This is a genomic window from Bacillus sp. LR--39, from assembly GCF_053613335.1.
In genome coordinates, this window is the sequence record NZ_JBSIOT010000267.1 from 1 (window position 1) to 1,166 (window position 1,166).

Annotated in this window: 1 protein-coding gene and 1 pseudogene; both read left to right on the forward strand. The window is 41.7% G+C overall.

The window, feature by feature from the left end; genetic code table 11:
• Positions 1–562 (forward strand): annotated as a pseudogene (locus ACWHAR_RS22380) (phage tail tape measure protein); the annotation flags it as partial.
• The coding region (locus ACWHAR_RS22385) for a phage tail domain-containing protein (protein ID WP_452087869.1) at positions 556–1,166 on the forward strand (611 nt) is incomplete at its 3' end. The pseudogene ACWHAR_RS22380 and the gene ACWHAR_RS22385, both read left to right, overlap by 7 nt.

Sequence of the window (1,166 nt, forward strand, 5' to 3'; positions counted from 1 at the left end):
TAGCATTTTGGCTGCAATCAATTACATTAAAGGTCGCTATGGGGATATATCCAATCACCCTGGATTGAAGTCAATGGCTCGCGGCGGCCCGTATGTGGGATACGCAAAAGGAGGGACTTCACCGGGGCGCGGTGGCTCTAAATGGGCAATTCTAAACGAACGGGGTTTTGATGAAACCACGATTACAACAGACCCGACGTACCGGGAACGCAACATCGGTTTATGGGCGCGTGTAGGACGCGAGCTTGGCGTTCTTCCATCACTTCAACAAGGGATGATTTCAAAAGCCCTTGTGTTGCTTCAAAAAGCTTCAATGGCTACAGCTGACAAAGCGCCACAGACCAATGTAAATGTTGACATGAGTCGTGTGGTTGAGAATCAAGAGAAGCAAATCAGCATGATGGCAAAGCAGATTGATTTTCTAAATGAAAATGTGCAGCTCTTGCAACAGCTTTTATTAAAAGACAACAACACGTATATAGACGGGATAAGACTGGATCAAACCAGTGCGGACCGATATAACAAAAAACGTTACAGAAACGGGGGTAAGCCTGCATGGTAAAACTGTTTATTGATTTCAATAACGGACTAGGGGAGCAGAGTCTTGACAGCTTACTCCCACAATTTGAAGTATTAAGCTTTTTACCAGAATCTCCAAATATTAATCGGGAAACTATTTCGATCCCTCGGCGGCACGGACTGATTTTGCCGCAGCATCCACGAGATGTGACTTACGGGGAAAGGAAAATAGATGTTGAAATTTATTTGAATGCTCGCATACATGAGAATTTTTATATGTATCGGCATCAGCTTTATGCACTACTGGTTAAGCCGTTCCCTTATTATATTTCTTCTGATCTTTTGCCGAATCGCCGTTTCTTAGTTACCTGTGATGGTAATTTCAGTATTTCAAAAGAGAAGGAGAAAACTTATAACGATTTTTCTGTTGAATTTACTAATATCACAGGCATGGCAGAGTCGAAATATACAACAAAAACGGCTCAGAATCTTAACGGTGAAAATTGGAATCACGGGATGAATCTCCGATCGGATGATAACTTGGACTATTATTTTAAGAACAAAAAACGATTCTCTGTTTTTAATGCAGGAGACGTACAAATCAATCCGCTTGATCATGACTATAACGTTATTTTGAAAGCTGCAGG